This is a genomic window from Streptomyces sp. NPDC001828, from assembly GCF_042892175.1.
Taxonomy (GTDB): Bacteria; Actinomycetota; Actinomycetes; order Streptomycetales; family Streptomycetaceae; genus Streptomyces.
The window spans coordinates 871,347-890,533 of record NZ_JBIATV010000001.1 but is presented as its reverse complement, the minus strand read 5'-3'; the positions used below and the strand labels follow the sequence as shown (position 1 = coordinate 890,533).

The following is a 19,187-nucleotide window of genomic DNA, read 5'->3' as shown; positions in this document are numbered from 1 at the left end:
GTGTCACCGCGACTCGGTGGGCCGGTCCCCCGCACGTCGCGCACCGAACGCAAGGAGCTCCCATGAAGTCCACCGCACCCCGGAACCGACCGTGGGACGTGCGCGATCTGCCGCGTGCCGAGGGCAAGAACGTTCTGGTCACCGGCGGCAACGCGGGCATCGGGTACTTCGTCGCGGAGCAACTCGCCGGAGCCGGCGCGGTGGTGACGCTCGGCAGCCGGGACCCGGCGAAGGCCGAGGCCGCCGCCGGTTCCATCCGCGCCCGGGTTCCGGGCGCTGAGGTACGCCATGTGCGGCTCGACCTGGCCGACCTGTCGTCCCTTGAGCACACGGTGGGGTCGCTGGGGCCGTGCCGTCTCGACGCGGTGGTCCACAACGCGGGGGTGGCGCTGGACGATCCGCCCCGGCGCGAGACCGAGGACGGCCACGAGCTCATGTTCGGCACCAACCACCTCGGGCACCTGGCACTGACCCGGTGGCTCGCACCTCTCCTCGCCGAGGCCCCGGCCGGCCGCATCGTGACGGTGGGCAGTTTCGCGGCGAAGTCCGAGCGCCTCGACCTCGACGACCTCCAGTCCCGCGAGGACTACGTCCCCAAGCGCGCGTACGCCCGGTCGAAGCTGGCCCAGATGTATGTGGGTCTCGAACTCGCCCGGCGGCTCGGGGCGTTGGGCAGTCCGGTGAGCAGTGTGGTGGTCCATCCCGGCGGCGCGCTGGACTCCCTCACCCCCGCACGGCCGCCCGTACACAGGCGGACCTCCGGCGAGCGGCTTCGGGGACTGCCTGCGGCTCTCGTCCTCCAGGGCAAGCACGCCGGTGCGTGGCCTGCGGTGCGGGCCGTCCTCGATCCCCGGGTGAGGACGGGCGAGTTGTGGGGGCCACGGGCGTTCGGCCTGCGGGGCCGACCGCACCGCGAGGCCGTCTGGAGTCAGCTCACCGACACGGCCGTGGCGTCCCAACTCTGGTCGGCCAGCTGCGAGTTGCTCGACATCGACCCGGATTTCCTTCGTGACCGACGGGCATGTTCATGAGGATCGCGGGCAGGAGCACCGTACAGACGTTGGTTCGAAGGGGAGGCTGCTGCCATGTCGGTGCTTGGGCGTTTTCCCGCTGGCGGTCCGCGCGGCTCTTGGCCGGCCGAGGAGCTCGCGGCTCAGTTGAGGCGGCGTGGCCGCGCGGCCACGGTGGTGATGGACCTCGACAGTGACATGTTCCTCGTGGTTGAACAGCGCCACGAGGAAGCCGCGTAACCACTCCCCGACCCTGGGCCTCCGCCCCTCTCCGGTTGTCTGCCCGCACCCCCTTGAGGGGTAGCGGGCAGACGACCGCGCCATGCAACTCGCCTATTCCTCAAGGTACTTGAGGTGCACACCGTCACCCGGTGACGTACTTCGCGAGGTGTTCGCCCGTCAGGGTGGGACGGGAGGCGATCAGGTCGGCCGGGGTGCCCTCGAAGACGATCCGGCCGCCGTCGTGGCCGGCGCCGGGGCCCAGGTCGATGATCCAGTCCGCGTGGGCCATCACCGCCTGGTGGTGCTCCACGACGATGACCGACTTGCCGGAGTCCACGAGCCGGTCGAGGAGGCCGAGGAGTTGCTCGACGTCGGCGAGGTGCAGGCCGGCGGTGGGCTCGTCGAGGACGTACACGCCACCCTTCTCCCCCATGTGGGTGGCCAGCTTCAGCCGCTGGCGCTCGCCGCCGGACAGCGTGGTGAGGGGCTGGCCGAGGCTCAGGTATCCGAGGCCCACGTCGGAGAGCCGGGTCAGGATCCGATGGGCCGCGGGCGTCGCCGCCTCGCCGGAGCCGAAGAACTCCGTCGCCTCGGTCACCGACATCGCGAGCACCTCGCTGATGTCGCGGCCGCCGAAGTGGTAGTCGAGCACCGACGCCTCGAACCGCTTGCCGTCGCACTCCTCGCAGGTGGTGGCCACCCCGGCCATCATCGCCAGGTCGGTGTAGACGACGCCCGCGCCGTTGCACGTGGGGCAGGCGCCCTCCGAGTTGGCGCTGAACAGGGCCGGCTTCACGTCGTTGGCCTTGGCGAAGGCCTTGCGGATCGGTTCGAGCAGGCCCGTGTAAGTCGCCGGGTTGCTGCGCCGCGAGCCGCGGATCGCCCCCTGGTCGACCGATACGACACCCTCGCCCGCCGGGATGGACCCGTGCACGAGCGAGCTCTTGCCGGAGCCGGCGACGCCGGTGATCACGGTGAGCACGCCCAGCGGGATGTCGACGTCCACGTCGCGCAGGTTGTGCGACTTCGCGCCGCGCACCTTCAGCACACCGGTGGGCTCGCGGACCTCGTCCTTGACCCCGGCGCGGTCGTCGAAGTGACGGCCGGTGATGGTGTCCCCGGCCCGCAGCTCGTCGACCGTGCCCTCGAAGCAGACCGTGCCGCCGCCCGCTCCCGCGCCCGGCCCGAGGTCGACGACGTGGTCGGCGATCGCGATGGTCTCCGGCTTGTGCTCGACGACGAGCACCGTGTTGCCCTTGTCGCGCAGCCTGAGAAGCAGGTCGTTCATCCGCTGGATGTCATGGGGGTGCAGCCCGATGGTGGGCTCGTCGAAGACGTAGGTGACGTCGGTGAGCGAGGAGCCGAGGTGGCGGATCATCTTGACGCGCTGGGCCTCGCCGCCCGACAGCGTGCCGGAAGGGCGGTCCAGCGAGAGGTAGCCGAGGCCGATCTCCACGAACGAGTCGAGCGTTTCCAGGAGGGTGGTGAGCAGCGGAGCCACCGACGGTTCCGTCAGGGCCCGGACCCATTCGGCCAGGTCCCTGATCTCCATGGCGCACAGGTCGGCGATGTTCTTCCGCTTGATCTTCGACGATCGTGCGCCCTCGTTGAGCCGGGTGCCGTCGCAGTCGGGGCAGGTGGTGAAGGTGACCGCACGCTCCACGAAGGCCCGGACGTGTGGCTGCATCGAGTCGGTGTCCTTGGACAGCATCGACTTCTGTACGCGCGGGATCAGCCCCTCGTACGTCATGTTGATGCCCGCGATCTTCATGCGGGTCGGCTCGCGGTGGAGCAGGTCCTGGAGTTCCCGCTTGGTGAACTTGCGGATCGGCTTGTCCGGGTCGAAGAAGCCCGACTCGATGTACAGGCGGGAGTTCCAGCCGCCGCCGGTGTAACCGGGGATGGTGAACGCGCCCTCGTTGAGCGACTTGCTGTCGTCGTAGAGCTGAGCCAGGTCGATGTCGGTGACCGCGCCCCGGCCCTCGCAGCGCGGACACATGCCGCCGGTGATGCTGAAGCTGCGCCGCTCCTTCACCTCCTGCCCGCCGCGCCGCACGGTGACGGCTCCGGCCCCGCTGATGGAGGCCACGTTGAAGGAGAACGCCTTGGGCGAGCCGATGTGCGGCTTGCCGAGCCTGCTGAACAGGATGCGCAGCATGGCGTTGACGTCGGTGGCGGTGCCGACGGTGGAGCGGGGATCGCCGCCCATCCGCTGCTGGTCGACGGTGATCGCGGTGGTGAGACCGTCGAGCACATCGACCTCGGGGCGCCCGAGCGTCGGCATGAAGCCCTGCACGAAGGCGCTGTACGTCTCGTTGATCAGGCGCTGCGACTCCGCGGCGATCGTGTTGAACACCAGCGAGCTCTTGCCCGAGCCGGAGACACCGGTGAACACCGTGAGGCGGCGCTTCGGGATCTCGATGCTGACGTCCTTGAGATTGTTCACGCGTGCCCCGTGCACACGGATCATGTCGTGGCTGTCGGCAGCGTGCGGCGCGGGTGGCTGCGTGTCCGTCCTCTTGGCCATGCTGATCGCGTTCTCCATCCCGTAGGGCGGGTCCGCCCGAGCGGACCCCTCCCGATGTCGCCTGATTCGACCTGCCCGCCTGCGAGCAGTACGTACGGTTCTACTTCGTCGGGACGGCCGCGGCAACGCTCCGCCGCCCACCGCCCGGTGGGGCCGGCCGGTGCGGGAGCCAAGCACGCCGGGCCGGCGCCGGCGCGCCCCGGTCAGCTCTGGATCAGCCCGAGGACGTTGCCGTCGGGGTCGGTGAACGTGGCCACCAGACGGCCGCCGCCCACATCGTGCGAGGGCTCCTTGACCTTGGCGCCGGCCGCGGTCACCTCGGCGAGCTTCGCCTCGATGTCCGGCACGTGCCAGTACGCCACCGGCGAGGTCATGCCCTGCTCGGCGCCGCCCGGCACCAGACCGATCTGCTGGCCCTCGGCCTCGTAGCCGACGTAGTACGGCTCGTCGCTCGTCGGCGTGACGCCGAGCAGGGCGGTGTACACCGCCTTGGCCGCCGCGAGGTCGGTCACGGGGTGCAGCACGGTCTTGATTCCCTGGGTGGAAGAGCCGGTGGTCATGGTCACTCCTGAAGTCGTGAGTCGCGTCAACCCGGTACGGCATGGCGCGGGTGGTGTCGTGCGGGTGTGGTCCCGCAGGTGTCCTGTCACCCTCGGCGCCGGGCCCGGCGCCCGGTGGAACGAGGTGCTGATCACGCTAGTGCCGGGCCGGTGGCCGCGCTTCTCCGTTCCTGACCGGTTGGCGCGGGGCGCGCCCAACAGGGGAACACCCCCCGGGATCACACGGTCCGCGCGGGACGAATCGGCCGGAGGGAGTCGGCCGCTGGAGGGAGTGGAATCGGCCGGAGGGAGTCGGCCGGGCGCACGGCGAAGCCCCCGGCCGAGTACGGCCGGGGGCTTGGCTCTGCTACCGCTCAGGAGTCGTCGCGCTTGTCGGTCAGTGAATCCCTGACTCCCTCGCCGCGCTCCTTCATGTTCCGCATCGCGTCCTTGGCCTTGCCCTTGGCCTGGTCGGTCTTGCCCTCGGCAGCCATACGGTCGTTGCCGGTGGCCTTGCCCGCGGCTTCCTTGGCCTTGCCCTTGATCTTGTCCATGGCGCTGTTGTCGCCCACGGCGAACTCCTACTGGTCGGGTTCACTGACAGCACCAAGCTAGGACATATGCCTACATACCGCCCGGCGAGCGTCTCTGGTCGGGTGCATCGCACCCCCTGGCGGCGAGGGCCCGTCCGGCGGCACGGGATGATGGCGTCATGAGCCTTCCCGACGCCATCACCGCCACCCTCGCCGCCCGCGACAAAGTCGACTTCGAGCAGGACTTCACGCGCACCCGTCAGATCATGACGTTCGTCCACAGGACGGAAGGCGCCGAGGCGGTCGAACTCGCCATGTTCGAGGGCCCGTTGCCCATCCCGACCGTCGGGCAGAGCGTCACCCTGTGGATCACGGGCCACCCCCTCGTCGTCCAGCGCGTGGAGACCCACTACGGACTCGGCGGCGCCGAGACCCACGCCAAGCGGGAACAGGTCGCCTCGGTCATCGTGTTCGTGGCGCCCCGAACTCCCTGACGCGGCAGCCCGGTTGAGACGACCGGCCTTGCTCCCTGGGTGAGGTGCGGCCCCGCCCGGTCACACTCCCGACGCGACGGATTCCCTCTCCGGCCGCGCCTGCGGTGAGCCGCCGCCGTGGGCGCCCGGAGCGGACCGGCGCGGCGGCCGGACGAGTGCGAGGACGATCAGGCCGCCGAGGGCCGCCGCTGCCGCCGACAGCAGGAACACACGGTCGAGGCCGGTGGCGAACGCCTGGTGGACGAGGTGCTGGGCCGCTTCCTGGTGTCCGGCGGGGGCCGCTTCCACGAGGCGCTGCGCCTGACCCGCCGCCAGTGCGTCCGCTCCCCCGTCGGCGTCCGCCACCGTGCCCGACCCGGCGAGTGCGGCAGCCGTGCGGCCGGTGAAGACGGCGCCGAGCACGGCGATGGCCAGGGTCATCCCGAGCTGGCGGAAGGTGTTGACGGCGCCGCCCGCCATGCCCGCCCGCTGGGGCGGCACGGTGGAGGTGGCGGCCGAGACCAGCACCGGAGTGGCCAGGCCGACGCCGATGCCCGTGACCACGAGACCCGCTATGAGGGAGGCGCGCCCGGCGTCGGCCGTCATGCCCGTACGCAGCAACAGCATGCCCGCCGCGACGACGAGCAGGCCGCCGCCGATCGGCACGCGGGGCGCGAGGCGCTGGATGTGGCGGCCTGCGAACACGGCCACGACGAAGGACGCGGCGGCCAGCGGCGTCAGGGCCAGGCCCGCGGCGACCGGGCTGAGACCCAGCACGGACTGCAGCCACAGCGAGAGCAGGACCAGGCAGCCGAAGGCGCTGCCCTGGAGCAGCAGCGCGCCGCCCATCAGGCCCGCGAACGAGGGGCGGCGCAGCAGCGCCAGGTCCAGCATCGGGGCGCCGCCGCGCCGCGCGGTGCGGTGCTCGATCACCACGAACGCGAGCAGCGCGAGCACGGTGACGGCGAACGTCGCGAGGGTCACGGCCTCGGTCCAGCCGGACTCCCCGCCCCGGATGAGCCCGTACGTCAGACTGCCCGCGGCGATGGTGAAGGCGGCGGCGCCGGGGAGGTCGACGCGGGACCGCGCGCCGCCGCCGGACGAGGCGCGGGGGCTGTCGGGGCGCACCACGCGCAGCGTCAGGGCGATGGCGACGGCGGCGATGGGCAGATTGACCCAGAAGATCGTGGGCCAGCTGATGTGTTCGGTGAGCAGGCCGCCGAGGAGCGGGCCCGCAGCGGCGGCGGCGCCGTTGGCCGCGCCCCACACACCGAATGCCGTGCCTCGGTCCCGGCCCTGGTAGGAGCCGAGGAGCAGGGCGGGGGTGGTGGCGAACATGGCCGCGCCGCCGACGCCCTGCACCACGCGGGCGGCGATCAGCACACCCGCGTTCGGTGCCAGGCCGCACACGAGGGAGGCCGCGGCGAAGAGCGCGAGGCCGTAGACGTAGAAGCGCCGGTGGCCGAAGCGGTCCGCGAGGGAACCCGAGGCCAGGAGCAGGGCGGCGAGCGCCAGCGCGTACCCGTCGATCACCCATTGCAGCGAGGAGAAAGAGGCGTCGAGGTCGTCAGCCATGCTGGGGAGTGCCACGTTCACGATGGTCACGTCCACCAGCAGGATGAAGGCGCCAAGGCAGACCGCTGTAAGGGGCCACCACTTGCGCATGTCAGGTTCTCCGATCGGATCGAGGGTGCTGTCGGGACCCGAAGGGCGCTTACGGTCGGCGCCGGCCCCGGGAGCGAGTGTTGAACGGCCCGACCGATTTCCTTGAGCCAGCGCTCACGTTTTGCGCGGATCCGACATCATGGGCTCCATGAAGACGTATCTCGACACTTCGAGCCGTGGTGACCGTGAACTGTCGGAGGAGGACCTGGCCCTCGCGCACGCCCTGCAGATCAATGGGCGGGCCTCCTTCCGGGAGATCGCCGACGCCCTCGGGGTGTCCGACCAGACGGCCGCCCGGCGCTGGTCGCGGCTGCAGTCCGCCGGGAAGCTGCGGGTCCTCGGGCTGACCGACCCGCAGCGCGTCGGCGACTCCCCGTGGATCGTCCGGGTGCGCTGCACACCGGACGCCGCGGCCTCCATCGGGGAGGTGCTCGCACGGCGGCAGGACACCAGCTGGGTCAACCTGAGCTCCGGCGGCACCGAGATCTCCTGCTCGGTACGCACGCGGGGCCCCGGTACCGAGGAGTCGCTGCTCCTGCAGAAGCTGCCGCGTACACCGCAGGTGGTGGACGTCTCGGCGCACTGCCTGCTGCACGTCTTCTTCGGGCAGGACCTCAGCACCATCAACAAGAGCGGTCCGCTGACAGCCGCGCAGGTCGAGCAGCTCACCCCGCCCGCCCAGCCGGAGCAGGCCACGGCCGACACCCCGCCGGTCACGCTCGACGAGAGCGATCGCCGGCTGCTCGACCTGCTGGCCAGGGACGGCCGGGCCGCACCCGCGGAACTGGCCGCCGCGACCGGCCTGTCCCTGTCGACCGTGCGCCGGCGCATCACGGAACTCAGGACCGCCGGGGTCCTCTACTTCGACGTCGAGTACCACCCGAGCGTGCTCCACCGGAAGTTCAGGGCCGCCCTGTGGCTGGAGGTCGACCCGTCCCGGCTCGCGGAGGCCGGCGCGGCGATCGCGGCGCATCCGGAGGTGTCCTTCGCCGCCGCCGTCACGGGCACGGCCACCCTCTACGCGAGCATCGACGTGGCGAGCGCGCAGCTCTTCTACCGCTATCTCACCGAGTCGGTTGCCGCGCTTCCGGGCCTGCGCCACACCGCGACCGTCCCCATCCACCGCACCCTCAAGGGCCCCGGACCCCATCTGCCCGCCCGGCCCTGAGGCGCCCGCGTCAGCGTGCCCGGTCCGGGGCGGCGGCCGCGACGCCGGGCAGCATCGCGCGGCGACAGTGCGCGAGGTAGCGCTCGGCGGCTTCCACGGCGGCGGCCATCGAGCGCTCCCCCATCAGGACGCACAGGGTGTACGCGGCGTCGTCCCGCGCCTGGAGGGCACCGGAGTCCAGCGGTGCCCGGGCGGCCCGGCGCTCCCTGCTGCGCAGCAGGGCCAGGAGTTCATGGACGACGTGGCAGTGGGGCAGCAGCATCGTGTACTCCGGCATCGGACGAAGGACGTGGGGCATGGCGGCGTCGACGCCCCTACGGGCGTCCGCGTCGCCAGCCACTGGCGACCCGGCCCTGAAGCGCCTCTCATCGTCGCCCCCCACCTCACGATCCGCACCCCGAAGCATCACATTGCGTTACGGAGGCGAGCTTCCCCCGCAGCGCCACCGTCCGCCTCACCCTGATCACGCAAAGTAGTTCCCCTCCCCATGGAATGTATTTCGCACCCTCAATGGTTGGCATATACATCGACCGAATCGGATCGACCCGCCGGCTCATCGCCGGTCGGGCCGGCACTGACAGCGAGGCATCGTGAACGACCACACCACCGAGCAGCCCGCCGAGACCGTCGCGCGGCTGCGCGCCACCTTCCGCTCCGGCCGTACCCAGCCCGTCGAGTGGCGCACCACCCAGCTGCGCCGACTGCGCGAGATGCTCACCACGCACGGTGCCGACATCGCCGAGGCCCTCCACGCCGACCTCGGCAAAAGCACGACCGAGGCCTTCCGCACCGAGATCGACTTCACGATCCGGGAGATCGACCACACCCTGGAGCACCTCGACGAGTGGCTGCGCCCGGAACCCGCTCCGGTTCCGGCCCACCTCGGCGCCGACGCGACGGCCCGTACCCAGTACGACCCGCTGGGCGTCGTCCTCGTCATCGCCCCCTGGAACTACCCGGTCCAGCTGCTCCTGACCCCGCTGCTCGGCGCGCTGGCCTCGGGCAACGCCGTGGTCGTCAAGCCGAGCGAGCTGGCCCCCGCCGCCTCCGCGGCACTGGCCCGGCTGCTGCCGCGCTACCTGGACACCGCCGCGGTCGCCGTCGTCGAAGGCGCCGTACCCGAGACCACCGCCCTGCTCGCGGAGCGTTTCGACCACATCTTCTACACGGGCAACGGCACGGTCGGCCGCATCGTGATGCGGGCCGCCGCCGAGCACCTCACTCCGGTCACCCTCGAACTGGGCGGCAAGTCCCCGGCGTTCGTCGACCGCGACGCCGACCTGTCCGTCGTCGCGGACCGTCTGGTGCGCGGCAAGTTCCTCAACGCCGGACAGACCTGCGTCGCCCCCGACTACGTCCTCACCGACCCGGAAACCGCCCGCGCCCTGGAGCCCGAGTTCGCGCGCGCCGTCGAGGCGCTGTTCGGCGCCGATCCGCAGAGCTCGCGCGAGTTCGGCCGCATCGTCAACGAGCGCCACTTCGACCGGCTCAGCTCGCTGCTCGACTCCGGGCGGGCCGTGACCGGCGGCGGCACCGACCGGGCCACCAAGTACATCGCGCCGACGGTCCTGGCCGACGTCGACCCGAAGTCGCCGGTCATGCGGGAGGAGATCTTCGGTCCGATCCTGCCCGTCGTCACCGTGGCGGACCTGGACGAGGCGATCGGGTTCATCAACGACCGCGACAAGCCGCTCGCCCTGTACGCGTTCACCGAGTCGGAGCGCACCCGCGACCGGCTGGCCTCCGAGACGTCGTCCGGCGGCCTCGGATTCGGTCTGCCGCTGGCCCATCTGACCGTCTCCGACCTGCCGTTCGGCGGGGTCGGCGAGAGCGGGATGGGCAACTACCACGGCCGCTACTCGATCGAGACGTTCAGCCACCGCAAGGCCGTACTGAGCAAGCCGCTCGCCTGATCCGCCCCTGCTCGGCGAGCGACACCGCCGGGACGGTCAACTGCTTTACGACGTAGTGCAGTTGACCGTCCACACAGCATCAGGCCCACTCCCCCATCACCTCGCGGATCACATGACGGGCATTGCGCGCCATCGTCGGGTTCGTGGTGCGGTAGTACGGCAGGGCGATCAGCGCCTGCGACAGCGTGCGGGCCCGGCCTCGGCGCCACATCGCGTCGTCCACGCCGAGTGCTTCCCGGAAGGCCTCGCGCCCGGCGGCCGGAAGCAGGTTCCAGGCGGGGAAGAGGTCGCAGGCGGGGTCGCCCACGCCCGCGCAGCCGAAGTCGATCACGGCGGCGAGCCTGCCGCCGCCGTCCACCAGCAGGTTGCCCGGCATGAGGTCGGCGTGCAGCCACACCGGCGGGCCGTCCCAGGCCGGAGCACGCAGCCCGTCCTCCCACACGGCATCGACGGCATCACCGTCGATGCCCTCCTGAGGGATGCCGCGCAGCACTGCGAGGGCCTTGCGCGTCTCCTCGTCGAGGGCGTCAAGTGGCCCGCCCCGGTGGGCCATTGGGGCTTCCGGCAGCGTGACGCGCCGCATCGCCGCGACGAGCCCGGCCAGGTCCCGCGCCAGCTCGACGGGCTCCCGCAGCGCCCCGGCCTCCGGGTTCTCACCGGGTAGCCACCGGTACACCGACCACGGTGCCGGGTACCCCTCGGCGGGCGCCCCCGCGACGAGTACCTCGGGGACGGGGACGGGCAGCAGGGGCGCGAGCCGGGGCAGCCACTCGCGCTCCATCACCACGTCTCCGGCTCCACCCGCGACCAGGGGCAGCCGTACGACCTTGTCGTCGCCGAGGCGGTACATGGCGTTGACGGTGCCCCCGGACGCGAACCGCTCCACCGCGAGGCCGTCCCATTGCGGGAACTGCCGGGCGATCAGCCGCCGTACGAGATCGTCGTCCAGGGCGTACTGACCGGGGTGCAGGGGTTGGGTGCTCATGAGGCGCCATCCCATCGCCGTACGGCCCGGCCCGTCAAACACATTAAGAGCGGCCCACACCCGCCGTTGTGGCCCGGCCCGGCCGCAGGGCGCGGACCGCCCAGCGGCCGTCTACGCGGGTCAGCCGGATCGGGTGGTCGAAGCACGTGCTGACCAGATCGCCGGTGAGAACGTCGTCGGCCGGCCCCGAGGCCAGCGCCCGACCGTCGCGCAGCAGCATCACATGGCTCGTGCCCGGGGGCAGTTCCTCCAGATGATGCGTGACGAGCACCGACGAGAGCTCCGGGTCCGCGAGTTGGAGCTCGTCGAGGCGTTCGATGAGCTGCTCGCGTCCGGCGACGTCGAGCCCGGTGGCCGGTTCGTCGAGCAGGAGCAGCCCCGGCCGGGGCATGAGGGCCCGGGCGATCAGTGCCCGGCCCCGCTCGCCCTGGGACAGGGTCGGCCACCGTGCCTCGCGGCGTTCTCCGAGGCCGAGCAGCCCGATGAGCCGGTCGGCCCGCTCGGTCTGCTCCGGCGTGGGGCGCCAACGCGGCACCCACTCGGTCGTGTTGGTCGCCCCCGTCAGGACGACGTCGCGGACCCGCAGTGGCGTGCGCGGCGCGTGCCGGGGATCCACATGCCCGATGTATGTGCGCAGTTGGCGCAGATCGACCCGGCCGAGCCGCTGCCCGAGGACCTCGACCGTGCCCCGGGTGGGGTGCACGAGCGCGCCGAGCAGACTGAGCAGGGTGCTCTTGCCCGCGCCGTTGGCGCCGAGCAGTGCCCAGTGCTCCCCCGGGCGTACCGTCAGCGACACATCGCGCAGGATCGGATTGCCGTCGCGGACGACGTCGGCACCGGTCACCCGGATCACGGGCGTCGTGGTCACGGTCGGGCCGCCACGGCTCGGTTGACGGCGGCCATGACCGCCTGCACGGACGCGGCGAGGATGGAGGTGTCCCAGCCCGCTCCCCAGCGGGTCACCTCGCCCACCCGGCATTCGGCATGGGTGACCGCGGGGCTGTCCGGTCCGATGGCGGTGGAGTGCGCGGCAGGCCCTGGACGGAGTCGACGGTCCGGTCGGTGAGGGGCAGCGCGACCCGTTCGTGCGCGGGCCGGTAGCGGTGGTGGGGCATGGCGCTCGGGCGCTGCGGGTTCCAGAGGGGTGCGCCCTGCGGCACGGGGGCCGAGGAGGTGCGCAGGGTGGGGAACGTCCTCGTGCTGGACGAAGTCATGGGACGGAGCTTCTCTCGGTCGGCCAGGGGCGACCGGCACGGCCAGGCACCCGCTGCGGGGGGCCGGTCGTGTCAGACCCCGCAGCGGCGGCCGAGAAGAAGGAGCTCGCGCGGCAACATGCCGGTACAGTAACCACAGTTGAACTCCTCAGACAACCTGAGGACCGAAAGAAGGTGGCCGGGATGCCGCTTGGTGCGCTGCGCCCAACTCCCCTCGTACAGCAGGCGACCGACCGCCTGCGCGAGCAGATCACCGCCGGCGAGTGGCCCGTGGGGACCAAGCTTCCCGGCGAGACCTCGCTGGCCCAGATCCTCGGTGTCGGCCGCTCGACCGTCCGCGAGGCGCTGCGCGCACTCGCCGGGGCGGGCCTGGTCCGGGCCCGCCAGGGTTCGGGGGTCTTCGTCATCGCCACCGAGCCGGAGGAGACCTGGTCGACGCAGCTGCGCCGGGCGGCCGTCGTCGATGTCTACGAGGTCCGTGTGCTCCTGGAGGTCGAGGCGGCTCAGCTGGCCGCGCTGCGCCGTACCGGGGAGGACCTGACCGCCATCGAAGCCGCGCTCGCGGGGCGCCGTGCCGCTTCCAGTGGGGGCGACGCCGAGTTCGTCGACGCCGACATCGCCCTGCACACGGCCGTGGTGGCCGCCGCCCACAATCCCGTGCTCACCGCCCTGTTCACCGAGTTCGTGCCCGCCCTGCGGCAGGGTCTGATCGATCTGGTGGAACTGCTCGGCCCGCGCGGCGACGAGCCCGGCCACGGCGAGGCGGGGCACACCGCGCTCGTGGAGGCCATCGCGCGAGGCGACGCCGGGGCGGCCGGCAGCACGCTGCGCGCGGAGCTGCACGGAACGCTGGCCCAGCTCCGGGCCGCCCGGGGCTGATCCGAGGGCGGCACATCGGCGACGCGCGCGATCGTGCGCAGCCCGCCCACCCTGGCCGGGCAGCCCGGCTGACGGCTCACGAAACCGCTGGTCACAGCCATCTCTCGCAGCCGCATGGTTTGAGATCCGCAGAATCGGCCAGGCGTACTCCTGTCGGAAACATGATCAACCGCAGGTGGAGGTAACCCATGACGAGCGACGAGCGGGCCTCGCGGGCACACGGCAACGCCGAGAGCGCCGCCAAGGACGTCGTCGACGGCTGAGCCGTCGGTCTCCCACCTCCCCCTCCCTCACCTCGCGCGGATCCCTTATGTCGCGTTGAGGACCAAAGCCCTGCCGTCAGTCCGGGCTTTGGTCCGGCGATCAAGGACTTTCACCGCGTGATCGCGCCGCCCGGAGGGAGTTCCATGTAGGGCGCACCCTTCTATTGTCGAACGAGAGAGACGTTGCGTGCTGAGCACCGAGGATCAACAGCCAGAGTCAGAGGCAGTCGCCCGGCACCGTTCGCTGTTCCGGGCGGTCCACCGCAGGCGTAACCCCGCGCTGCGCCGCTCGGACATCACGGTCACGGACGAGGCCGCCGTCAAGCGCGCGGTCAAGGCCACGGCCCTTGGCAACGCCATGGAGTGGTTCGACTTCGGCGTCTACTCCTACCTCGCCGTCATCATCGGCAAGGTGTTCTTCTCCGGCGCGGGCGACACGATGCAGGTCATCGCGTCGCTTGCCACGTTCGCCGCCGCCTTCCTGGTGCGGCCGCTCGGAGGCATGTTCTTCGGACCGCTCGGCGACCGCGTCGGCCGGAAGAAGATCCTCGCCCTCACCATGATCATGATGGCCGCGGCGACCCTGTCGATAGGCCTGATCCCCAGCTACGCGACCATCGGCATCTGGGCACCCGTGCTCCTGATCCTCTGCCGCATGGTCCAGGGCTTCTCGACCGGCGGCGAGTACGGCGGCGCCGCCACCTTCATCGCGGAGTACGCGCCGGACAAGCGCCGCGGCTTCTGGGGCTCCTTCCTCGAGTTCGGCACGCTGATCGGCTACACCGTGGCCGCCTCGCTCGTGACCGCCCTCACCGTGTTCCTCAGCGACGACGCGATGCAGTCGTGGGGCTGGCGGATCCCGTTCCTGGTGGCGGGACCCCTCGGTCTCGTCGGCCTGTACCTGCGGCTGAAGCTCGACGAGTCGCCGGCCTTCAAGAAGCTGGAAGAGAGCGGCTCGTCCGACCGGGAGCGCGAGAAGCTGCCGCTCAAGCGCATCCTCTTCGGCAACGGCCGCGCGATGCTGCTGTGCCTGGCACTGGTCGCGGCGTTCAACATCACCGACTACATGCTGCTGTCGTACATGCCGACGTACCTGTCGACGCAGGGCTTCAACGAGACGACCGGCCTGATGTCCATCGTGATCGTGATGATCGTGCTGATGGCGATCATCAATTCGGTCGGCCGCCTCTCCGACCGGGTCGGCCGCAAGCCCGTCCTCATCGGCGGCTCCATCGGCTTCATCGTGCTCGCCGTGCCCAGCTTCCTGCTGATCAAGCAGGGCAGCACCGTCGCGGTGTTCACCGGCCTGCTCGCCCTCGGCCTCGCCCTGGTCTGCTACATGGGCACCATGTCCTCGGCGCTGCCCGCCCTCTTCCCGACCGCGATCCGCTACGGCTCGCTCTCCATCGGGTTCAACATCTCGGTGTCCCTGTTCGGCGGTACGACGCCGCTGGTGGTCCAGGGCTTGATCGGGGCCACGGGCAACGACCTGATGCCGGCGTTCTACACGATGCTGGCCGGCCTCGTCGGTCTGGTGGCCGCGATGGCCATGAAGGAGACGGCCCGCCAGCCCCTCGACGGCTCCCCGCCCTCGGTCGCCACGGACGAGGAGGCGGCGGAACTCGTCGCGGCCTCGCGCGCCTGACGCGGTACGAAGCCACACATCAAAGCCGCACCCCGCTGATCGCCTGCGCAGCGGGGTGCGGCGGCTGTCGTAGGGTGAGGCAGTCGTGCAGTGCCGCGGGAATCCGGAGCAAGTTGAGCGTGTCCTCGTCCTTCCAGTCGGTCCTGGACCGCATCGCCACCGAGATCGCGGCCACCCCGGGTCGCGGCCGCCCGGCCGACTACATCCCCGTACTCGCCTCGGCCGACCCGCGCCGCTTCGGAATGGCGGTCGCCGAGCTCGACGGCACGGTGTACGGGGTGGGCGACTGGCAGCACCCCTTCTCCACGCAGTCCATCACCAAGGTCTTCACGCTCGCGCTGTGTCTCGCGCGGGAGGGCGAGGAACTGTGGGAGCACGTCGGCCGTGAGCCCTCCGGCAACCCCTTCAACTCCCTGGTGCAGCTGGAGTACGAGGCCGGGATCCCCCGCAACCCGTTCATCAACGCGGGCGCCCTCGTCGTCACCGACCGGCTCCAGTCCCTGACCGGCGACGCGGCCGGCACCCTGCGGACCTTCCTACGCGCCGAGTCCGGCAACCCCCTCCTCGACCACGACGAGCAGGTCGCCGCCTCCGAGGCCACGCACAGCGACCGCAACGCCGCGCTCGCGCACTTCATGGCCTCGTACGGCAACATCACCACGCCGGTCCCCGAGCTCCTCGACCAGTACATCCGCCAGTGCTCCCTGGAGGCGTCCTGCGCGGACCTCGCGCGGGCCTCCGGATTCCTGGCCCGGCACGGGATACTGGCCGACGGTTCGTCCCTGCTCAGCCGCAGCCGGGCCAAGCAGATCAACGCGGTCATGCTGACCTGCGGTACGTACGACGCGGCCGGCGACTTCGCCCACCGCGTGGGCCTGCCCGGAAAGAGCGGGGTCGGCGGCGGCATCATCGCCGTGGTGCCGGGCCGCTGCACCCTCTGCGTCTGGAGCCCCGGCCTCGACGAGCGCGGCAACTCGGTGGCGGGCGTGGCCGCCCTGGACCGCTTCACGACCCTGACCGGCCTCTCCGTATTCTGACGTAGCGTCAAAAGACTTACGCCGCTCGGGCGTTGAGCCAGACCCCGGATCGAGCCGCATGCGCCGCTCGTCGGCCGTTTCTGTACCTACTAGTATGTACGGGCTACCGTTTCGCCACCGCCGGAGCAGGGCCGGACGCATGTCCGCCCGGTGTCCGGCCAACCGCAAGGGGGAACCCGCCATGCCGTTCGTCCGTATAGACGCGCTGGGCGCCGACAGCGAGCGGCTCGACGCGCTCGGCCGGGCGGTGCACGACGCCCTGGTCCAGACGATCGGCATCCCGCCCGACGACCGGTTCCAGGTACTGGTCGGCCACGACGGAACGCACAGCACGCTGCGCTACGACGACTACCTCGGGGTGCGCCGGGACCACGGGATCGTGTACGTGGCCATCACCCTGCGCGCCGGACGGACACCCGATCAGAAGCGGGCGCTCTACCGGAGGACCGCCGAACTCGCCCACGCGTACGCCGGCACCGAGCCGCGCAACGTGTTCATCGCGCTCACCGAGAACGAGTCGGTCGACTGGTCGCTCGGGGAGGGGGTCGCGCAGTACGCGCCGGCCCCCGACTCCCCCGGCCCGCGCGGCGCTTGAGGGCGCCGCGCATCGGGCCGGATGCGCTCAGCCGGCGCTCGGGACCGGCTCCGGGTCGAGGCTCGGCGTGCGGGCGGACCGGAGCAGCAGGAACGGGGTGGCCAGCATGAGGACACCCGCGACGACGATCGCGGTACGGGGGCCGGTCAGGCCGGCCAGGACGCCGCCCAGGGCGGTCAGGATCGCGATGGTCGCCTTGCTGGCGACCGTCCACGCCGACAGGGTGCGGGCCACGCGGTCCATGCCGGTCTGTTCCAGGCGGTAGGTGGCGAACACCGGGTTGAAGATCCCGCAGCAGGTGATCAGGCCGAGTTCGACGGTCGCGACGAGCACGAGCCCGCCGACGCCGGGGCCGATGAACGCCAGCCAGGGCACCCAGCACGCGCGCAGCACTCCGGAGGCCAGCAGGATCCTTCGCTGCCCGAATCGCGTGACGAGCCGGCGCGCGAGGCGCGAGCCGATGAGTCCGCCGATGCAGGGCGCCCCGAAGGCGAGGCCGTACTGCCACGGTGCGAAGCCGAGGGAGCCGAGCATGAGGGTGGCGAGCAGCGGGGCGGTCGTCATGATCAGGCCGTTGACCAGGATCGTGTTGAAGAGCAAGGGGCGCAGCGAGGGGTGGGTCAGGATGTGCCGCCAGCCTTCGAGCAGCTCGTCCCGGCGCAGCCGTGCCGAGGCTCCCGTCCGGACGGGTGGCGGCGCCTCCTTGCCGCCGATCGCGCGGATCCCCAGCGCGGAGAGCAGATAGCTGATCGCGTCGGCGGTCACGGTGGTCACCGGTCCGAACGCTCCCATCGCGAACCCGCCGAGCGGCGGTCCGATCATGGTGGCGGTCCAGGAGGTGGACTCGAACCGTCCGTTCGCGACGAGCAGGTCCTCCGGCGCGACGAGCGCTTTGAGATGGGCCCCGCTGGCCGCCCTGAAGGCGATGTCGGCCGTGCCGACGACGACGGAGACGACGAGGAGCTGGACGAAGCCGAGCAGGCCGAGCGCGAACGCGGCCGGGATGCTGGCGACGGCCACGAACCGGATCAGGTCCATCGCGACCATCACCGGCCGCTTGGGGCGGAACTCGACCCACGGGCCGAGCGGGATCGCGAGCACCGTCCCGACCGCGAGGCCGGTCGCGGCGAGCGCCGACACCTCGGCGGGGCCGGCGTGCAGCACCAGGATGGCGATCAGGGGAAACGCGTCGAACGCCAGCATCGTGCCGACGGTGCTGACCCCGTACGCGGCCCACAGCCATCCGAACTGCCGCCCCAGCGACCGCCGCCCGCCCGCCATGCCCAGCACCCTTCGCCCGCCCGGTGAAACAACCCCACGTTGACCAGTGAGATCCAAGCGATCGGCACAGCGGCAGGTCAAACAACCGGTCCGACGGAAAGCCACAACCAGGAATTGTGCACCAAGCGCCCCCGGCGGCACCGACCGCCCGGGCCGGCCCGGCTCACCTCGGATGCCCTAGGATCCCCCGGCGTGGATCTCAACGCCGTACGCACCTATGTCGCCGTCGCGGACGCGGGCCAGTTCCAGAAGGCCGCCACCGATCTCGCGATCAGCCAGCAGGCCGTCTCCAAACGGATCGCCGCGCTGGAGAGGGACCTGGGTGTGCGCCTTCTGACCCGGACCGCGTCCGGGGCCCGGCCGACCATCGACGGCCAGGCGTTCCTGCCCCACGCCCGCGCGCTGCTCCAGGCCGAGGAACGGGCGGCGGCCTCGGTCCGGCCCGGCCGCCGCGCGCTGCGCGTCGACGTGATCGGCCGGCGCCTCGCGCCCGCCGGCCTGCTGCGCGGCTTCCACCGTGCGCACCCGGGGACCGAGCTGGACGTGGTGACGCTCTTCGACGCCGAGGCGGCCTTCGCCGCCGTGCGCTCGGGCACGATCGACGCGTCCTTCCGCGCGGTGACGCTGCCGGAGCGGGATCTGCCCGACGGGATCGAGACCGTCCGGGTGCACGACGAGCCCGTGCAGCTGCTGACCGGGCCGCGCCACGCGCTCGCCCAGGCCCGCTCGGTCACCCCCGCCGATCTCGCCGGGCACCGGATCTGGATGCCCGGCCTCGTCGCGGGGACGGAGTGGGCGGCGTATTACGACGCGCTCGCCGCGGCCTTCGGCCTCACCATCGAGGCGACAGGACCCGACTTCGGCACCGAGCCGCTGCTCGACACCATCGCCGACTCCGCGGTCCTGGCGACCCTCGTCGGCGAGCAGACCCGGTTCGCCTGGCCCGCCGACCAGGGCCTGCGGCGCATTCCCCTCGTCGATCCGACACCGGTGTACCCGCACTCCCTGATCTGGCACAGCGGCAACCCCCATCCCACGCTCGCCGCGCTCCGCGACCACCTCGCCTCCCCCTCCCCTCCGGATCGCAGCAACTCTCCTGCCTGGACGCCGAGTTGGAGCCACGTGACGGCAACCTCACAACGCTTCGGCGGTGACGGCGAGTTGTTCCACCGGTCCTGAACGACGGTGAAGATCGCGGTATCGACAGAAGGCGTACGACCGTACACAGTGGCCTCCTC

Annotated in this window: 19 protein-coding genes; 9 read left to right on the top strand and 10 right to left on the bottom strand. The window is 71.5% G+C overall.

From position 1 onward, the window contains the following. Positions 1-62 precede the first annotated feature (62 nt). The gene (locus tag ACFYZA_RS04115; RefSeq protein ID WP_388486988.1) at positions 63-1,031 is read left to right on the top strand and encodes an SDR family NAD(P)-dependent oxidoreductase; all 969 of its coding nucleotides are present in this window, start codon (positions 63-65) and stop codon (positions 1,029-1,031) included. 343 nt (positions 1,032-1,374) lie between these two features. On the opposite strand, the gene ACFYZA_RS04110 is transcribed toward ACFYZA_RS04115, so the two are convergent. From ACFYZA_RS04110 to ACFYZA_RS04100, 3 genes are all read right to left on the bottom strand, one after another. Continuing rightward, entirely contained in the window at positions 1,375-3,759 is a 2,385-nt protein-coding gene (locus tag ACFYZA_RS04110) for an ATP-binding cassette domain-containing protein (RefSeq protein WP_388486986.1), read from the bottom strand. A 203-nt stretch (positions 3,760-3,962) separates the two neighbouring features. After that, positions 3,963-4,319, bottom strand: a complete 357-nt coding sequence (locus tag ACFYZA_RS04105; RefSeq protein ID WP_388486983.1) for a VOC family protein — start codon at positions 4,317-4,319, stop codon at positions 3,963-3,965. Positions 4,320-4,672: 353 nt separating this feature from the next. Further along, positions 4,673-4,852 (bottom strand): CsbD family protein, encoded by a 180-nt coding sequence (locus ACFYZA_RS04100; RefSeq protein ID WP_382593906.1) that lies wholly within the window; start codon positions 4,850-4,852, stop codon positions 4,673-4,675. A gap of 158 nt (positions 4,853-5,010) precedes the next feature. Here ACFYZA_RS04100 and ACFYZA_RS04095 point away from each other — a divergent pair, with 158 nt between their 5' ends. Next, positions 5,011-5,325: a hypothetical protein gene (locus tag ACFYZA_RS04095; RefSeq protein ID WP_382593725.1), complete on the top strand. Its 315-nt coding sequence runs from the start codon at positions 5,011-5,013 to the stop codon at positions 5,323-5,325. Between the two features lie 60 nt (positions 5,326-5,385). Here the strand turns inward: ACFYZA_RS04095 and ACFYZA_RS04090 are convergent, their stop codons facing one another. Next, positions 5,386-6,969, bottom strand: a complete 1,584-nt coding sequence (locus ACFYZA_RS04090) for an MFS transporter (protein ID WP_388486980.1) — start codon at positions 6,967-6,969, stop codon at positions 5,386-5,388. A 148-nt stretch (positions 6,970-7,117) separates the two neighbouring features. Between ACFYZA_RS04090 and ACFYZA_RS04085 the strand changes: the two genes are divergently transcribed. Then, a complete protein-coding gene (locus tag ACFYZA_RS04085; RefSeq protein WP_388486977.1) occupies positions 7,118-8,137 on the top strand; it encodes an Lrp/AsnC family transcriptional regulator in 1,020 nt (339 codons plus the stop codon). A 10-nt stretch (positions 8,138-8,147) separates the two neighbouring features. On the opposite strand, the gene ACFYZA_RS04080 is transcribed toward ACFYZA_RS04085, so the two are convergent. Next, the gene (locus ACFYZA_RS04080) at positions 8,148-8,414 is read right to left on the bottom strand and encodes a DUF5133 domain-containing protein (RefSeq protein WP_382593734.1); all 267 of its coding nucleotides are present in this window, start codon (positions 8,412-8,414) and stop codon (positions 8,148-8,150) included. A 313-nt stretch (positions 8,415-8,727) separates the two neighbouring features. Between ACFYZA_RS04080 and ACFYZA_RS04075 the strand changes: the two genes are divergently transcribed. Next, positions 8,728-10,050, top strand: a complete 1,323-nt coding sequence (locus tag ACFYZA_RS04075) for an aldehyde dehydrogenase family protein (RefSeq protein WP_388486974.1) — start codon at positions 8,728-8,730, stop codon at positions 10,048-10,050. Positions 10,051-10,129: 79 nt separating this feature from the next. Here ACFYZA_RS04075 and ACFYZA_RS04070 read toward each other — a convergent pair whose 3' ends face one another. From ACFYZA_RS04070 to ACFYZA_RS04055, 4 genes are read right to left on the bottom strand one after another with little or no spacing between them, the layout of a single operon-like run. Beyond that, positions 10,130-11,035 carry an aminoglycoside phosphotransferase family protein gene (locus tag ACFYZA_RS04070; RefSeq protein ID WP_388486971.1) on the bottom strand — a complete coding sequence of 302 codons (906 nt, stop codon included), beginning with the start codon at positions 11,033-11,035 and terminating at the stop codon, positions 10,130-10,132. Positions 11,036-11,078: 43 nt separating this feature from the next. Continuing rightward, on the bottom strand, positions 11,079-11,903 hold the full coding sequence (locus tag ACFYZA_RS04065; protein WP_388486969.1) for an ABC transporter ATP-binding protein: 825 nt from the start codon (positions 11,901-11,903) through the stop codon (positions 11,079-11,081). Continuing rightward, positions 11,900-12,007: a hypothetical protein gene (locus ACFYZA_RS04060; RefSeq protein WP_388486966.1), complete on the bottom strand. Its 108-nt coding sequence runs from the start codon at positions 12,005-12,007 to the stop codon at positions 11,900-11,902. The genes ACFYZA_RS04065 and ACFYZA_RS04060 overlap by 4 nt, the downstream gene beginning before the upstream one ends. Next, on the bottom strand, positions 11,995-12,249 hold the full coding sequence (locus ACFYZA_RS04055; RefSeq protein ID WP_388486963.1) for a hypothetical protein: 255 nt from the start codon (positions 12,247-12,249) through the stop codon (positions 11,995-11,997). The genes ACFYZA_RS04060 and ACFYZA_RS04055 overlap by 13 nt, the downstream gene beginning before the upstream one ends. 183 nt (positions 12,250-12,432) lie before the next feature. Here ACFYZA_RS04055 and ACFYZA_RS04050 point away from each other — a divergent pair, with 183 nt between their 5' ends. From ACFYZA_RS04050 to ACFYZA_RS04035, 4 genes are all read left to right on the top strand, one after another. Next, positions 12,433-13,128, top strand: a complete 696-nt coding sequence (locus tag ACFYZA_RS04050) for a FadR/GntR family transcriptional regulator (RefSeq protein ID WP_388486960.1) — start codon at positions 12,433-12,435, stop codon at positions 13,126-13,128. A gap of 450 nt (positions 13,129-13,578) precedes the next feature. Then, complete coding sequence (gene proP, locus ACFYZA_RS04045) at positions 13,579-15,036, top strand: glycine betaine/L-proline transporter ProP (RefSeq protein WP_382593751.1); 1,458 nt, start codon at positions 13,579-13,581, stop codon at positions 15,034-15,036. 119 nt (positions 15,037-15,155) lie between these two features. Continuing rightward, positions 15,156-16,073 (top strand): glutaminase, encoded by a 918-nt coding sequence (locus ACFYZA_RS04040; protein ID WP_388486956.1) that lies wholly within the window; start codon positions 15,156-15,158, stop codon positions 16,071-16,073. 181 nt (positions 16,074-16,254) lie between these two features. Further along, positions 16,255-16,668 (top strand): tautomerase family protein, encoded by a 414-nt coding sequence (locus ACFYZA_RS04035; RefSeq protein ID WP_388486953.1) that lies wholly within the window; start codon positions 16,255-16,257, stop codon positions 16,666-16,668. A 27-nt stretch (positions 16,669-16,695) separates the two neighbouring features. On the opposite strand, the gene ACFYZA_RS04030 is transcribed toward ACFYZA_RS04035, so the two are convergent. Beyond that, positions 16,696-17,949, bottom strand: a complete 1,254-nt coding sequence (locus tag ACFYZA_RS04030; protein ID WP_388486951.1) for an MFS transporter — start codon at positions 17,947-17,949, stop codon at positions 16,696-16,698. A gap of 192 nt (positions 17,950-18,141) precedes the next feature. On the opposite strand from ACFYZA_RS04030, the gene ACFYZA_RS04025 reads away from it, so the two are divergent. Beyond that, positions 18,142-19,128: a LysR family transcriptional regulator gene (locus ACFYZA_RS04025; RefSeq protein ID WP_388486948.1), complete on the top strand. Its 987-nt coding sequence runs from the start codon at positions 18,142-18,144 to the stop codon at positions 19,126-19,128. Positions 19,129-19,187 lie beyond the last annotated feature (59 nt).

Bases quoted from the DNA above. Each gene is read 5' to 3' on its own strand.
- ACFYZA_RS04090 (WP_388486980.1), bottom strand. From the start codon at position 6,969: ATGCGCAAGTGGTGGCCCCTTACAGCGGTCTGCCTTGGCGCCTTCATC.
- ACFYZA_RS04055 (WP_388486963.1), bottom strand. From the start codon at position 12,249: ATGACTTCGTCCAGCACGAGGACGTTCCCCACCCTGCGCACCTCCTCG.
- ACFYZA_RS04035 (WP_388486953.1), top strand. From the start codon at position 16,255: ATGCCGTTCGTCCGTATAGACGCGCTGGGCGCCGACAGCGAGCGGCTC.
- ACFYZA_RS04050 (WP_388486960.1), top strand. From the start codon at position 12,433: ATGCCGCTTGGTGCGCTGCGCCCAACTCCCCTCGTACAGCAGGCGACC.
- ACFYZA_RS04100 (WP_382593906.1), bottom strand. From the start codon at position 4,852: ATGGACAAGATCAAGGGCAAGGCCAAGGAAGCCGCGGGCAAGGCCACC.
- ACFYZA_RS04115 (WP_388486988.1), top strand. From the start codon at position 63: ATGAAGTCCACCGCACCCCGGAACCGACCGTGGGACGTGCGCGATCTG.
- ACFYZA_RS04080 (WP_382593734.1), bottom strand. From the start codon at position 8,414: ATGCCGGAGTACACGATGCTGCTGCCCCACTGCCACGTCGTCCATGAA.
- ACFYZA_RS04105 (WP_388486983.1), bottom strand. From the start codon at position 4,319: ATGACCACCGGCTCTTCCACCCAGGGAATCAAGACCGTGCTGCACCCC.
- ACFYZA_RS04070 (WP_388486971.1), bottom strand. From the start codon at position 11,035: ATGAGCACCCAACCCCTGCACCCCGGTCAGTACGCCCTGGACGACGAT.
- ACFYZA_RS04110 (WP_388486986.1), bottom strand. From the start codon at position 3,759: ATGGCCAAGAGGACGGACACGCAGCCACCCGCGCCGCACGCTGCCGAC.
- ACFYZA_RS04085 (WP_388486977.1), top strand. From the start codon at position 7,118: ATGAAGACGTATCTCGACACTTCGAGCCGTGGTGACCGTGAACTGTCG.
- ACFYZA_RS04030 (WP_388486951.1), bottom strand. From the start codon at position 17,949: ATGGCGGGCGGGCGGCGGTCGCTGGGGCGGCAGTTCGGATGGCTGTGG.
- ACFYZA_RS04095 (WP_382593725.1), top strand. From the start codon at position 5,011: ATGAGCCTTCCCGACGCCATCACCGCCACCCTCGCCGCCCGCGACAAA.